General features: G+C 61.6%; 7 protein-coding genes. 3 read left to right on the top strand and 4 right to left on the bottom strand.

Annotated features, from left to right (window positions below):
* Window positions 1-156: 156 nt before the first annotated feature.
* Both C487_RS03660 and C487_RS03665 read right to left on the bottom strand, forming a co-directional pair.
* The gene (locus C487_RS03660; RefSeq protein WP_006184322.1) at window positions 157-2,694 is read right to left on the bottom strand and encodes an efflux RND transporter permease subunit; all 2,538 of its coding nucleotides are present in this window, start codon (window positions 2,692-2,694) and stop codon (window positions 157-159) included.
* 3 nt (window positions 2,695-2,697) lie between these two features.
* Window positions 2,698-4,308 (bottom strand): COG1361 S-layer family protein, encoded by a 1,611-nt coding sequence (locus C487_RS03665; RefSeq protein ID WP_049907873.1) that lies wholly within the window; start codon window positions 4,306-4,308, stop codon window positions 2,698-2,700.
* A 266-nt stretch (window positions 4,309-4,574) separates the two neighbouring features.
* Here C487_RS03665 and C487_RS03670 point away from each other — a divergent pair, with 266 nt between their 5' ends.
* The 3 genes from C487_RS03670 to C487_RS03680 all read left to right on the top strand — a co-directional run bounded on the left by C487_RS03670 (window position 4,575) and on the right by C487_RS03680 (window position 10,181).
* Window positions 4,575-5,180 carry a TetR/AcrR family transcriptional regulator gene (locus tag C487_RS03670; RefSeq protein ID WP_006184324.1) on the top strand — a complete coding sequence of 202 codons (606 nt, stop codon included), beginning with the start codon at window positions 4,575-4,577 and terminating at the stop codon, window positions 5,178-5,180.
* 468 nt (window positions 5,181-5,648) lie between these two features.
* Window positions 5,649-8,126, top strand: a complete 2,478-nt coding sequence (gene csg, locus C487_RS03675) for an HVO_2072 family ArtA-dependent S-layer glycoprotein (protein WP_006184325.1) — start codon at window positions 5,649-5,651, stop codon at window positions 8,124-8,126.
* 462 nt (window positions 8,127-8,588) lie between these two features.
* Window positions 8,589-10,181: a DUF7827 domain-containing protein gene (locus C487_RS03680; RefSeq protein ID WP_241431059.1), complete on the top strand. Its 1,593-nt coding sequence runs from the start codon at window positions 8,589-8,591 to the stop codon at window positions 10,179-10,181.
* Window positions 10,182-10,790: 609 nt separating this feature from the next.
* On the opposite strand, the gene C487_RS03685 is transcribed toward C487_RS03680, so the two are convergent.
* Both C487_RS03685 and C487_RS03690 read right to left on the bottom strand, forming a co-directional pair.
* Complete coding sequence (locus C487_RS03685; protein ID WP_006184327.1) at window positions 10,791-13,274, bottom strand: efflux RND transporter permease subunit; 2,484 nt, start codon at window positions 13,272-13,274, stop codon at window positions 10,791-10,793.
* Between the two features lie 3 nt (window positions 13,275-13,277).
* Window positions 13,278-14,900, bottom strand: a complete 1,623-nt coding sequence (locus tag C487_RS03690; RefSeq protein WP_006184328.1) for a COG1361 S-layer family protein — start codon at window positions 14,898-14,900, stop codon at window positions 13,278-13,280.
* Window positions 14,901-14,949 lie beyond the last annotated feature (49 nt).

A 14,949-nucleotide genomic window follows, 5' to 3' on the forward strand; every position in this document is an offset into this window, starting at 1 on the left:
TCGTTCCGCCTCGAGGACTTCGTGGGCCATCTCGGCTGAACGTCGTCATCCCCGAACTGGGGTCGGTGACGATCGGTAGAACGATCTGTCGCCGTTCTGCATTCCCGTCCGGGAACGAACACGTCGCAAAGCACGTCTCGCCCCGGCTCGGGCCGTCTAGTACTTCCCGGTCAGTGAGCGAACCGACGCCCGCCACTGCACGTCATCGAGTGGACCGAATCGCCGCTCGAGGCGGTCCCAGACGACGATCGTCGAGGGCAGGAGGAGGATCGACGTGAGGTAGGCATAGAAGACCCCCAGCGCGAGCAGGAGTCCGAACTCCATGATCAGGGGGATCAAGGCGAGATACAACACGCCGAGTCCGCAGACGGTCGTGAGCATGCTGCCCGTCAGGGCACCGCCGGTTCCGCGAACGGTAACCGCCAGCGCCTCGTGGACGTCGGCCCCGGCCTCGTACTCGTCGACGAATCGGTGCATGAAGTGGACCGTGTAGTCGACGCCCAGTCCGATCGAGACCGAAAGGATGGGGGCATTAAACGGCGACAGCGGGACATCGAACAGCCGCATCGACGCCGCGAGCATCGCGACCGTCACGAGGACCGGCACGAGGTTGATCACACCGTAGATCATCCGGCCCTCGAGCCACCAGTAGGACAGCATCAGGAAGCCCGCGGTGAGGATGAACGCGACGATGAGGCTCCTGATCGCCGAGTCGCTGATGCGGTCGATGACGGCCTGATTGACCACCAGACTCCCCGTGGCCGTCGCGTCCATGGACATGTTGACGGCGACCGCCTCGGCGGCGTTCGTCGCATCGGTCTGATCGGCATCGACATCCACCTGGTAGACGATCCGGGTCGCGCTCCGGTCGCTCGTGACGTACTGGTGAGCGGCGTCCGACTCGAGCAGTTCGTCGTAGACGTGATCGACGTTTCGGTTCGGCAGTTCGTCGCCGTTCGAATCGGCTCGCGTGACCGTCGCTGCGAACTCGGGATCGGTCGATTGCCGTTCTTTAAGAGCGCTTACGAGACTGTCCGCTTCTGCCCGCCGGTCGGTTTCGACGAACGCGTCGGGCGGCTCCGTGACTGCACGGTCGACCTCGCGGAATGCGGCGGCCGATCTGACGTCGGGGTCGTCGACGTAGACGGTAACCGAGCCCACGAACCCCTGATCGAAGTCCTCCTCGAGGTAGTCGAGGACAGTCATGAACGTATACTCGCCGGGTGCAAACGGCTCGGGAAGCCGTTCGTACTGGGCGATCCGCTCCTCGTCCGGGAAGAACGCCTCCTGTGAGAACTCCGTGTCGACGCCCGTCCCGTAGCCGGCCGCTGCCGCACCGAAGACGAGCGCGCTCACGAGGACGATGACGGGAGCGATCCGTGCCGCTTTCGTTCCCACGGGGAGAACGCGTCCGAGGATCGAGTCCTCGCTTCCGAGGGGTCTCGTTCCGAAACTCGGCATACGGGTCCCCTCACGGAGTCCGTCCAGGCCGACCTTCCCGGCCGGCAGGAAGAAACCGAAGATGAGGAAGGTGAAGCTAATACCGACGGCGGCGACGATACCGAAATCACGAAGTTGGGAGAGCGAACTCGTCAGGTTCGCGGCGAACCCGATGACGGTCGTGAGCGTGACGATCAAAAATGCACCCGAGAGCTGTCGCGACGTGATGGCCATTGCGTCGCCGATCTCCGCTCCCGCCGCCCGCTCTTCGCGATACCGGTTGATGATGTGGATTCCGAAGTCGATCCCGACGGCGAGCAACAGCGGAAAGACCGTGATCAGCGAGTCCGAGAACGGGATGTTCGCATAGCCCATGAATCCGAACGTCCAGATCAACGTCATGACCAGCGCGACCAATCCGAGCGCGAGATCGATCGGGTCGCGGTACGCGACCAACAGGAAAAACATGATCAACACCAGCGCCGCCGGGAACACGACGATCGCGGTGTCGCCGAGCAACTGCAGCGTCTCTTCCTGAATGATTGCGTCACCGAACACCTCGACGTTTTCACCCGTCTCGTAGCCCTCGATCTCGTTCGCTAACTCGACGGTCCCAGTCTGTAATTCGGCTCTGTCGTCCGAATCAGCCTTCGGGGGCGTCTCGTACGTGACCGCGATCTGCGCGACGTCGGCCTGTGCCGACTCCCGGGTGAAGTCCGTACTCACCGGCAACCCCGCGGCTTCGTCGGCATCCGCGATCGCCGCTTCCAGGTCCCGTTGGGTAGCCCGCTCGACGGCACGTCGCTGTTCCTCGCGTGTTTCAGCGTCCGGATCGAGTTGGCGAGCGACCAACGAGGCCGGACTCGTCGTCGATGCGATCCTGAGTCCGTCCGCGTGTTCCGCACGCTCCTGGAACACGAGCATCCGACGGAGACTCGACTTCGAGAGGGTGTTTCGCTCGTCGGTGATGAAGAGGTTCGCGCTCGAGTTGCCGCTCTCGCGGCCCTCGGCCTGGAAATCGTCCTGCATGTCCTCGAGCGCCTCCTGTTCTTCGAGCCCGTCGGTAAACTGGTCGGTTCCGGCCTGTTGTTCGCCACCGCCACCCATACCACCGACGAACAGCACGGTAACGATGACGAACGCGAGAACGACCTGCCAGGGTCGGTCGGTGATCACTGCATTGACCCGCCGTCCGAGCGACGACTCGTGCTCCGTTGAGTCGGTCCCGCCGCAGATTTCATCGAGGTCCGGCATCGGTCAGTCCCGTCGCAACCAGAGGCCGATCCCGATTCCGGTCACGGCGAGGACACCGAGCATGCCGACGATCAGCGACGGGAACCCGCCACCGCCGTCTGTACCGGGTTCGACGTCGATCGGGTGGGTATAAACGTCCGAGAGGACCGTCTCACCGCGTGCGGTGTCGTACTCGAAGTCGAGTTCGACCGGATGCGTCTCGACGGTCGCAGCCATCGACGCCGAGATATCGAACGGAATCGTGGCCGACTCCCCGGGCTCGAGTTCCTTGACGAAGGCTTCGTCGTCCGACGTGTCGAGATCCCCTTCGGTGTAGAGTCTGGCGTCGATGTTCGTCACCGTCTCCGGGCGCTGATTCGTGATCTCGAGGACGAGATCGCTCGTCTCGCCCTGCCGGACCGACGCGTTGTCGTCGCTGATCGAGAACTCGTCGGTCCGGTCGTCGACCACGACCCGCTCGGAGATCGGGCCGTCCCGCAGGGTCGCGTCCCCGCTGCCGGTGTATTCGACGGTAAATCGGAGCTGCCGGGCACCCGGGTCGGCCTGGCCGCTTACTTCCATCGGGTAGGTAAACGTCGCGGCCTCACCCGACTTCAGTTCGGGGAGCGCGTAGCGGGTGTCTTCGACGAACAGCGAGTCGCTCATCGGTTCGACGACCAACACCGCGTCGTCGACCGGTCGCGGGCCGTCGTTGACGATCTCACCCGTCACGGTTCCCTCGTAGCCGACCGAGAGGGACCCCTCGAGCGTTCGCAGCGAGAACGTCTGCTCGCCTGCGGGCGCGAACGTCGACCGAACGGGCGTCGATGTCCGTTCGACACCCGATCGATCCTCGTACGTAACTGTTGCCTCGATCGACTTGGCCGCCGCGCTGGTGGAATTCGCGATCGCCGCCTCAACCGTCGTGGTCGTCGTCTCCCCCGGCTCGAGGTCGCCGACGGCGGTCTCGCTCGTCCCACCGTCGATCGTCACGCCGCCGAATCCGGTCACGGCGACGCGCGTCGCGGTTGCGGCCTCGGTTCCGGTGTTTTCGATCTCGAGCGTCATGTCGCCGCTCCCGCCCGGTGCGACGTCCGTATTGACGTTCGAGATAGAAAACCGGGGCTCGTCGGGAACCGTGACCGTCATCTCGAGCGTTTCGGTCTTCGTGAAGCGTTTCTGTAACTCCGACGCGTCGGAAACCCATGCCGTATACGCGTATTCGACCTCGATTTCGATCTCGTACTCGCCGGGATCGGTGTGTTCGGGGATCGTTAGATCGAGCGGGGCGGTTGCGATCTCGCCGTCCCGGATCGGACCGACGCCGACTTCGCCGGATTCGGACTCGAAGGGGCCAGCATCGTCGATCCTCGCGGTCACACCGCGGGCGGTCAGGACGCGATCGCTCTGGGCACCGGTCCCCAGTTGCCCCTCGTTTTTGAGTTGGACCTCGAGCGTGGTTTCCGTCCCGGGCGTCACGTCGGGGTTGGAATCGACGACTTCGAGGATCGGCTCACCGCTCGTCTCCTCACCGGTGGCCTGCTGAGCCAGTGCTGCCGGGCCGGCGAGCGACAGCAACAATCCGAGACTCGTCACAATGGCAAGTACGAGGGCTGCAGCGCGGCGATCCCTCACGGCATCCACCTCGAGCGAGCCCCGAGCGTGACCGTCGGTCCGATCGCCATCGGGGCCACGTGATCGACGCGTCCAGCGGGCGGACTGTCACACATTATTCGATGACGCGAAGGCGATCGTTATAACTTTTCTTACGTCGAAATCGAATCAAACCGGTTATGCCGGCGCGACGCGCTCCATTCGAGTATGAACGTGCCCGATCAGAATTCGTCCGGACTCATCGCGGAGACGGCACCACGACCGGCTCGTGATCGAGGTGAGTCGCCGTGAGCAGCGATGTCTTCGAAAACCCGGTCAATACCCGCGAAGAAATCCTCGCGGCGACCTATCGAACGCTCAGGGATCGCGGCTACGCCGATCTGACGATGCAGGCGATCGGCGAGGAACTCGACCAAAGCCCCTCGTTGGTCTACCACCACTACGAGGACAAGGACGCACTGGTGCGTGCGTGTCTCGAGTACCTCCTCGAGCACTTTCGGGACGAGTACAGCTACGAGACGATCGACGATCCGCGCGAGCGACTCGAGGAGGTGGTCGACTGGTGTTTCGGAACGGCCGATGCCGACGACGATCGGCAACCGTTCGTCAGGACGGTGCTCGAACTCCGCGTACAGGCGATTCACGATCCGGCCTACCGGGCCCACTTCACGCGGAGCGATCGGGTGTTCACCGAGACGATCGCAGCGATCATCCGCGTGGGCATCGAAACAGGCGACTTCCGGGACTGTGACCCGAATGCGGTCGCCGAGACGCTACAGACGGTCTTCTTCGGGATGATCAGTCGCCTGTTCAGTACCGATGCTGATGCGTGGGCCGACGCCGTCTCGAACGAAGTCGAACACTATCTTGATTCACGCGTGTACGCGGAATAGAATTTCTCGATCGGCCGAGTATGGTGAGCGATCGAAAACAGTTCTTCCCCGTTGGGATGCAGTGATCTCGATTTCCCTCCTGCGGTAAAATCTAATTACCAGCCCGAGACGAGGGACGAGGTCGAAACGAACTCCAGGGATAGTATTACCGGAGTACGGGTGTGGCCCGCGAGTCGAATCGAAGTCCCGGACGGGGACGTCATCGCTCGAGACCGGATTCGGCGGACGACGCGATCCGGTAATATACTATAAATCAGACCTATTTTTCCGATCAATTATAGCGAAATACCGGGGGTGGACAACAAAGCATATATGGTGAGCCTCGCAACGGTTGTACTGTACCCCTACCCATGGTCATGCAAGCAAGTAGGATCGACGGCCGAGTCGGGGTCGGATGTAATATCCGATTACCGAGCGCCCGATCGGAACGCAAGCGTGGCCGTGCAGAACACACGACTACGATATAATATGACAACAGACAACATAACCTATCGCGAGAAGGGACGCGCAGTGCTCCTGACCGCGATGATGGTACTCTCTGTCGTTGCGATGTCCGCGGCGTTCGTGGGCGGAGCAGCGGCGGTGAACGAGCGGTACGATAATCCAGACAGTCCGGTTGTATCGGAAGACACGCTCTTCCAGGGCGAAGATGACTTCGTCCTTGAGGGCGATGACTTCGAAAATAGGCCTTCCCTCGAAGGTGTGAGCGGTAACGCTGAGGGCGAACTCCTTGATCTCCAGACCTCGATTCCGGAAAGTCAGACTCCGGGTCGCTATTCCAAGGGTGGAGGCTCCGACGCTGACTACGTGTACGTTCAGACCGCTCGCGTTACGGATCTGACCGTCAACAACCTCGACGAGAACGAGGAAATCATCTCCGACGTTGACGGCTCCAGCATCTCGACCGATGACGCAGGCGAAATGGAAGTCGTCGTCGACTACAACTTCGATAAGGCCGAACTCCTCGAAGTCGTCGTTGAGGACGAGGACGGTTCCGACATCACGAACCAGGTCCTTCAGGACGGCGAGTCCGACACGATCGACGACTCCGGTGAAAGTGTCCTGATCGACCTTTCGGATGAGGACGCTGGCGAATACACGATCACCGCTCAGGGTTCGGAAAACCTCGACTTCGGTGATGCCGTCAAAACTACGACGGTTGAACTGACTACCGATGACGATGTTGGTCTCGAACTGAGCGACGACTCCGCAACTCGCGGTGACAATGTTCAGTACACCGTCACCGGTGGGACCGACGGCGCATACCACCTCGTCGTGATCGAGGAGTCCGAATTCCGTGACAACCTCGACAAGGAAAACGCTAAGGGAATCTTCCGATACGTTGACGATACGAACGCAGTTGGATACGAGGAAGGCGAGTTCGCCTGGGCTGAAGTCGAGATGGACGGCACCACTGCTGTCGGCTCGATCGAGACCCAGTACCTCGATGACTCCTCGATCGACATCGACGTGTACGAGTCGTACACTGCTGGAGACAGCCGCACTGATCAGATAGCTGATATCGTCAGCGGCGACGCAGAGAGTGTGGACGATGTCTCCCTCGATGTGGAAACGGGAGACATCACGATCGAGAGTCCGGACGGCACCTACGTCGTTGGCTCTGAAATCGACGTGAACGGTACTGCGACCGGCTCCGACGAAGTCGCAATCTTCGCTCGTGACAACAGTGACTGGGAACTAGTCGCAGAGAACATCAACGTTGACTCGGACGACACGTTCGAGGAAGAAGACATCACGCTCTCTGATACGGAGTACGAGGGTTCGGACGTCTTCAGTCTCCCCGGCACCTACCGCTTCGGTGTCATTGACCAGTCCGATGCCGACGAAGTGCGGAACGAGGCCGGCATCGATGAAGGGAACTTCTACACCATCGGCACTTCGGACTTCAACCAGGGAACCAGTACCAGTTCCTCGCTCCGAGTCGTCGAAGGTGACCTGACCGCTGAGTTCGTTACGATCAACGGCGAAATCGCCGAGGACGTCGACGGAGACATCGACGTGAACGGTGCTGCACGCGGTGAAGATGAAGTCGTCATCGCGTTCGTCGACGACCGTGGCCGCACGTATGCGACCACGGCCACTGTCGACAGTGACGACTACACGTTCGATGAAGAGGACATCTCGCTTGGTGACCTCTCGCAGGGTACCGTCTCCGCACACGTTCTCTCCGATGGACGTGACGAGACGTGGGGCAACGGCGATATCGAAGACATGGTCAACTGGTTCGATACCCGTAGCTCCTCCCTGAGCGGCGAACAGATCCGCAGTCAGCTCGCTGACAAGACGGTCGACGAGTCGGCAAGTGACGACCGTATGGTCACGGAAACGTTCCGCTACACTGACGCTTCGACCACGATCGAGTCGATCTACCCCAAGGGGCATGAGGCCGACGGCATCAACCCCGTTTCGGACGACGGCACGATCATCGTCGAAGGTTCGACCAACCTCCAGCCGAACGACAACACGATCACGGTAGAGGCTCTGGACGAGAACGACGAATCGAAAGAAATTAACAGCACGGACGTGTGGGACACTGACGGCCAGTGGACCGTTGAGGTCAGCACTGACAACCTCGATGTCGGCTCCTACACGATCGAGTCCGACGACGGTGAAACTACCGACCGTGCGGACATCGAAATCGTTGACGAGATCGATACGGGCGGCGAGGACCCCGGAGAGGGTGACTCCGACGACAACTCCGACGACAACTCCGACGACAACTCCGACGACAACTCTGACGAGAACTCCGACGAGAACTCCGACGAGAACTCCGACGACAATTCGGATGAGAACTCCGACGAGAACTCCGACGAGAACTCCGACGAGAACTCCGACGAAGACGACAGCACGCCCGGCTTCGGTGTCGGTGTCGCGCTGGTCGCACTGCTCGGCGCTGCGCTGGTCGCACTCCGACGCGACAACTAAGCACTGAGCGGTAACCGGTAACTGGGCCTTCACCCAGTTCTTGCCGAACGTTCCTTTCTTTTGCAATGCTGACCGGATAGTGACGACGCTGCCTGTTCATCGGACCGCAGCGAATATCCGGTTGCCAGCGACCGAATCTGATCGTCCTGGCGAGTGACGCGAACAGTACTGGTGGGCGATCACCGACTTCCACGCCCTCGAGACGGCCACTAGTGATCAGGCGTTTCGATACTGCACCCGTATTCGGGCGTGTCCGACTCGTTAATTCAGATGCATACTGTGCCGTATTTCAAAATTGATCGCCCTACTATCGACTGGTGGCCCCATCCTGTGTTGGCGTTGTGAAGCGAGTCTCGCATAATGACACCGAACGAGAAACTGTCCAGAAAGTACTTACCGGAAGAAAAGAAGTAGTCTACAACTACTATGACGCATCGTACGCTGCTATGGACAACAACCGCCGTGCTCTCTCTCTGTCTGCTTCTCTCGATATCAGTCGTGGGTGCCGGGTCCGGAACCGAGGTCGATACCGGGGCCGAGATCGGGCCCCAACCGGTCGACGGGACCGTCGAATTTGCCGATTCGAACGTCGTCGAGCAACGGGGGAACGTCGCGACGATCCAGCTCGAGCTGGCAAACACCGACGAGGCAAGTCTCTTGGTTCGGTCCGCACAACGGGACTTCAAAGCGGACCTCCGGGTTCGGGACGAGGACGGTGACGGGACGGTCCGCGTCCGATTCAATACGTTTTACGGAGTCGAGCAGCAGGGCCGACCGGCCTTCACTGCCGGTGGGGACGACAGCGTGACCGTTCGCACGCACGCGACGACCCAATCACTGCCGATGCTCGAGGCCGGTCGGTACAATATGATCGCAGCGACCGAGACGTCCCGTATCGCGGGCGTGTTACAGATCGAAGAGCCAACGGTCGGTGAGAGTCGAAGCAGGGCGATCGCACCCGGAACTGATGTAAAGACCGTCGCTGCCAGTGGGGTCGATATGCACGCCACTGCGGAGAAAACGACGGTCGCAAAGGGTGATATCGGCCGCGCCGAGTTCGACGTTGGAGGTATCGAAGGACTACTACAGGACCAGACAGCACGTGACCAGCTAGTAACTGCAACCGATAGTCGGCCGGGAGCCCAAACGACGCATCGCCTCCAACAGACCCCCGATCGGGATATCGAGGACGTGGACACGATATCGATCGACTACGATGAAGCGGGCGGCGTCGCCCCGAACATTCAAAGCCTCTCCTGGAACGATATCGAAATCCTCGGCGTCGACACGGACAACGACGGACACATCGACCGGTCCGTGACGGGGTCCGTGTCGGGCGTTCGGACGACATCCGCCGGTGAGATTACGATTCGGTTCGACGATCCGGTGTCGATTGCCGAGTCCGAAACGTTCGTTGCGGCGTATGCGGCGACGAATCCGAGCAGGACGGGGACCGCTGACGTTCGTGTTCGCTTCGGAGCGGATCAATACGTCGAGACGGGCGACATCTCCTATGGGGTGGAGAGTCTCGGAACGCTCACCCACGGCGTCGATCTACGCCTCCAATCCGCCGACGACCGATCACGGATCGGGGCACCACTCCGGTCGCTGACGACCACGTATAACTCGACGACGGACACGCTCGTTGCCGATGTCGATACTACCCACCTCGAGCCCGGAACGTACACTGTCAGGTTCCAGATCTACGACGACGCTCCCGTTTCCGACGACGGGAGCGTCGTGACCGAACGGTTCGTTGTCGTTCCCCAGTCCACGAGCGTGTCGGAGCCAACGCTGATGAACGAATCGACGCTCGTCGTGAACGCAACGACGAACCTCGCCCCGGGGAACGATGTCGCGATGCGAGTGCAAACGGATCCGTTACGAAAAGGATACCTGCTCGAGTGTAACACGACCGTCGAAAGAGATGGGACGGTGACATGCGAATACGAGTTGCCGGATACCGAATCGCCGCTGAACGTCACGATTAGACGAGACGGGACGCAACTCGCGGAGCCGGTACAGTACGAACTGCCGGACGCAACGAACCGCTAGTTCGTCGCGGTCCACACTACTCCGGACCACCGTTCGCTCGTCACGCAGTCTGCGAACACCCCGACGTGGGGACTCTCGTTTCGAGAGCACGGGTCTCGAGTCCGAAGCGGTCAACCGAGAGCGGCGGGTCCACAGTCGTTCAAAATCCGATCGACGATGGTCACAGCGCGAAATCGGCACGTGATTTCGCGGCCGGCCGGAGGGTATCTCGGCGACGCGTTGCGATAGCACCACCTGGAACGAGTGACATACTCATCGCACAGCCGTCGTGCGAGCAGGTGTGCGGGTCCTTTCTGTGCGATGATAGCTGCGGCGATTCCGTGCCCCAACAGTCGTCATGGCCGTCGGAACGTGGCCCTGACGTGTGATGGGCACGGCTCCACACATGCGCACGTGACGCTCGTGTATCGAGGCGCGAGAGGTTATTCGACCGGACCGTCGGCATCGAGGGCCGTAATCTCGAGAGTCACGTGTCGTCTATCTGGGCAGCCACGTACTGAGTCGAGATGCGCGAAGAGAGACGACGAAGGGGCAACCGTGTGACTGACTCGGACCGCCTTACCGTCCGACCGTCCGCGAGTCGAAACCGGGCGTTCGATGGGGAGGCGGTCAGTGACGGATGCCGACCGCAGTGGTCACGCGGTGCCACAACGATGGGGATTCGTTATAGCTGGCCCAGAGGAGCATCGCGGGTGGAAGTGCGACGATCGCCGTCACAAACGAGTAGACGACGCTCAGCGCCATCAGCAGGCCGAAGTCACCCAATACGGGGGTAATCGCGAGTGCGAGTGCACCCGTTCCGAGAGCCGTCGTGAGCATGCTCCCCATGAGCGCGCCGCCGGTTCCCGAGAGCGTCGTCATGAGCGCGGTGAACGCGTCAGCCGATTTGAACTCGTCGATGAACCGGTGCGTGGCGTGGACCGAGTACGCGATCCCGAGCCCGATAGAGATCGATAGGATCGTCCCCGTCAGCGCGTTCAGCGACATGCCGAGGGACCGCATTGTGGCAATCAAGAGCGCGATCGCGATCAGGATCGGGAACACGTTGACGATCCCGAGTAACGGCTTTCGCTCGAGTGCGGCGTACGTGATGACGAGGAACACGGCGGTCAAGCCGATTGCGAGGATCAGCCCTTGGACCGACGACGAGAAGATCAGGTCGGTCACCGCTGCGAAGACGACGATATTCCCCGTTGCCGTCGCTTCGTAGCGGAAGTCGGTGGCGAACTCGGCGGCGTCCGCGGCCACCGCCTGCTGGGACGCATCGCCGTCGATGGCGTACTCGACCTGGGCCTTGCGTCGGTCTTCGGTCAGATACTGTTCCGCCTGCGAGCCGGCCGGCGACGCGAACAGTTCGTCGTAGATCAGATCGAGGTTCCGATCGGGGATGTCGTTGTCGTTCCGATCGTTCCGATCGACGAGCGCGGCGAACTCGGGATCCTCGGCGGCGTGGGCCTGGATGACCGTGATGATACTCCGTGCCTCCGCTTCGCCGCCGGAGCCGACTGCGAGGTTGCTCGGCGGATCGTCGTTCGGGTCGGCCAGAGCCTCGAGCGCGTGGTCGTCCTCGAACGATCCTTCGACGTATATCTTGACGGATTCGTCTTGGTCAGTCGCGAACTTGTCTTCGAGGAGGTTGATCGTTTCCGTTACCGTGTACTCGTTGGGGGCGAGCGGGGCCGGGACGTATGAGACGTACGCGGGTTGCTCTTCGGGAGGTAGGAAGTCCTCAGTGTCGAACGAGGTATCAACTCCCGCCCCGTACCCGGCTGCCGCGCCGCCTATGACGATGAGCACGACGACGAACACGAGCGGTGCGTGACGACTCGCCCTGGCGGGCATCGCAAGGAGGCGTCCGAGGGACGAGTCCTCGGATGCGATCGGGTCCGAGCCGAACTCGGGGACGCCGAACCGCTCGCGAAGTTGGTCGACCTCCAGCTTGGCTGCCGGAAGGAAGATTCCGAAGATGAAGAACGTGAAGATGATCCCGACACTCGAGGCGATTCCCATGTTCCGGATGGGGCCGAGGTCCGAGATCACGTTCGCCCCGAACCCGAAGACGGTCGTCACCGTGACGATGACGAACGCGATCATAAGCTGATTGTTCGCGGTCCGCATCGCCTCGAGCGGTTCGTACCCTTGGACGGTTTCCTCACGATACCGGTTGACGATGTGAATCCCGAAGTCGACCCCGACGGCCAACAACAAGACGGGAACGGAGACCATCTGCTGGTTGAACGGAATCCCGGAGTATCCGAGGAAACCGAACGTCCAGATGACCGTCATCAACAGCGCCAGGAGCCCCAGCGCGAGGTCGATCGGGTCCCGGTACGAGATCGCAAGGAAGGCAAGCAACAGGAGGACGACTACGGGCATGACGAGCGTCATCGAGTCACCGATGACGTTCGCGGTCTCCGCGTCGGTGATACCGCTCCCGAACGCACGAATGTCGCCCGGCTGGTCGCTCGCGATCGACTTGATCGACAGCTGAATGTCGGTCAAGTCGTCGTCGGTGAACTCGTTCGGGATGTCGTGGGAGATCACCGTGATCGAGGCCGACGCCGACGCCGCCGTCGGGTTGAAATCCGTGGACAGGGTACGCTTAAACGTGGGATCGTCGCTCTGCTCCCGGATCGCCTGTCGAATCTCGGTAGTCGTCGCGGATTCGATCACCCGCCGCTGTTCGGCCGGTGTGGTCGCCGTCGGATCGATGGCCTGAGCGATAAGCGGTGCGGGTCCGTTCGCCGACTCCATGCGGAGGTCCTCGCGCTGTTCGACGCGTTCGAGGACCAGCAGACTCCGGATGAGGCCTTCCTTGGTCAGAACGTTATCTCCGGTATGGACGAGCTGTGTCGTCTCGTCCGAGGTCTGGAACGGGCCCTCGAACTCCTCGTTGACGGAGTCAAGCGCGTCCTGCTCCGGGAGGTCTTCGGTAAACGAGTCCGTCGAATCCGTATCGGTGGTGACCAGTCCGAATCCACCGGCGAAGACGACGGTGAGGACCAGAAACCCGATCACGACTGTTCGTGATCGGGCGATGATCACGTCATTGAGGGTTTCGGTCGCAGTCTCGATTCGCTCGCCCGCTGTCATCGATTAGTCCCTCCGATACCAGAACACGCCGACCGCGCCGATGAGAAGCGAGCCCGTGATGAGGACCAGCGATAGCGGGAAGCCGCCGTCGTCGGTCGTAACGGACATCGGCACGCGAATCGTGTTCGAAAGCTGGCTCTTGTTCCGTTCGTCGTCGTATCGGAAGTCAAAGGAGACCGGGTACGTCTTTTCTGTCGCCGACTCCGACGCGCTCAGTTCGAACGTCATGGTGACCGACTCGCCGGGCTCGAGCGACTCGACGTAACCCGTGTCGTCGTCACCGGTGTCGAGCGGGTCGTCGGCGAAGATACGCGCCTCGACGTCGGTCACGGTCTGATTGAGTTCGTTCGTGACCGAGACGGTGATCGCTTGCTCGCCGCCGGCCGTGATCGTCGACTCCTGTATATCGACATCGAACTGATCACGTTCGCGAGCGATATCGGCGGTCACATCGAGTTTGGTGTACTGACGAATCTCCGCCTCGGAGTTCCGATAGCGGACGGCGAAGTCCAGCGATTTCGCTCCGGCTTCGGCCTCGCTACTCATTTCGATCGGCAGTCGGAACGACGCCGAGTCACCGGGCTCGAGGGCCCCGACGGCGACGGACCGCTCGATGGGAATCACGTTCGGCGAACCCTCGTCGGCGAACCGGACGACGGTGCTGTTGACCCGTTTCGGACCCGTGTTGGTGACGGTTCCCGAGATGCTCCCGTCCTCGCCGACCCGCAGCGTCGAGGAGACGTTCTCGAGGGCGAACGACTGTTCGGCGGCAGTCGGGACGCCGGCCTCCAACGGGGGTGACGTTCGCTCGATACCGTCGCTATCGGTGTATCCGACGGACAGACCGAGCGAGTAGCCGCGGTGTGGGGCATCGTCCGACAATGCGACGCTGTAGGTGACCGTTTTCGTCTCCTCGGGTTTCCACTCGCCGACGTAGCCCGTCGACGTCTCCGGACCGGCACCGAAGGACATTTCCGCCGTCTTGGACTGTGCGGTCACGCTCGCGTCACGTGCCGTCTTGGTTCCCGTGTTCCGGAGCGTCACCGAGACGTCGTTTCGATCGCCGACTTGGGCGTTCGATTCGACATCGACGACTTCGAACTGCGGTTTGTCTTCGACTTCGATCGTCAGCGTCGCCGTCCGCGTCCGCGTCAGGTCGTTGTACTCCGCGCTCGCTTGATTGAATTCGACGACGCGCGTGTACGAGTACTCGTATTCGACCGGGAGTTCGTAACTTCCCGGCTCGAGGTGGTCGGGAATCGTGACCCGAACCGGCGAGACGCCTCTCGTCCCCGTCGGAACGTTGCCGACGGAGATCGGCCCGCTATCCACATCGATCGGCGAGTTCTCGTCCTGGAAATCGAGCGACAGGCCGCGTGCCGTCGTGACCCGTTGCTCGTACTGTGACGGGCCGGCGCGGTCGATCTGCCCGCGGTTCGTGATCGAAAGCGGGAGTTCGACCGACGTCCCGGGGGTCAGCTCACCGGCCGACGATTCGATGGTGATATCCGGCTGTCCGACGACTTGGCCCGACCGTTGCCCCGACTGGGCGAGTGCGGGACCGATACCCGCGGTGGTGACCAAGACGACGACGAGGAGGCAGCCGAGTGTGCGACCCGCCCTCATTGGTCTGCCCGTCTCGAGTACGGAATTCGGTTCCCGTCCTGTCCGCTAT

The sequence above is a fragment of the Natrinema pallidum DSM 3751 genome (assembly GCF_000337615.1).
Lineage (GTDB): Archaea > Halobacteriota > Halobacteria > Halobacteriales > Natrialbaceae > Natrinema > Natrinema pallidum.